This window comes from Arthrobacter sp. Y81, from assembly GCF_002929335.1.
In the GTDB taxonomy this organism is placed as follows: domain Bacteria; phylum Actinomycetota; class Actinomycetes; order Actinomycetales; family Micrococcaceae; genus Arthrobacter.
Genome location: NZ_PJIL01000115.1, coordinates 1 through 500 on the forward strand (window position 1 = coordinate 1; position 500 = coordinate 500).

A 500-nucleotide genomic window follows, 5' to 3' on the forward strand; every position below is an offset into this window, starting at 1 on the left:
AGCCGTTTCTGAGCCTGTGGCCGGTAAGGTTGCCAAGTTCAGGGTCCCCGCAAATCTCATCACGGTGGTGGGCAACGGTGTTGATACCACTATTTTCAGGCCCGACGGCGAAAGTACCCAAGCGCGAAACCCCTACTTTGTCTATACCGGGACCATGAGCGAGTGGCAGGGGGCAGCCATTTTCATTGAGGCCTTGCAGGCTGTCCGGGAAGAATTTCCCACCACCGAGATCCGGTTCTTTGGCCAGGGTACCGATGAAGACCACCTCAAGGAACTCGCGGCTTCCCTGGTCCCGGGTGCCGTCCATTTCGGCGGCGTCGTATCGCCCGCAGAGGCAGCCACCTGGATTCGGGGAGCCGTTGGGGCCCTGGTCAGCATCAAGCCGGATCAAGGCTACGACTTTGCCAAGCCGACCAAGATCTATGCGGCGGCCGCATGCGGCACCCCGGTGGTATTTGCCGGCCAAGGCGATGGCGCCGCACTCGTTTCCGAAAACGGCC

1 protein-coding gene is annotated in these 500 nt (G+C 61.2%); it reads left to right on the plus strand.

Annotated elements, in window-relative coordinates; translation table 11 throughout:
• Positions 1–154: 154 nt before the first annotated feature.
• A partial coding sequence (locus CXQ91_RS24465; RefSeq protein WP_258074257.1) for a glycosyltransferase occupies positions 155–500 on the plus strand: 346 nt, incomplete at its 3' end.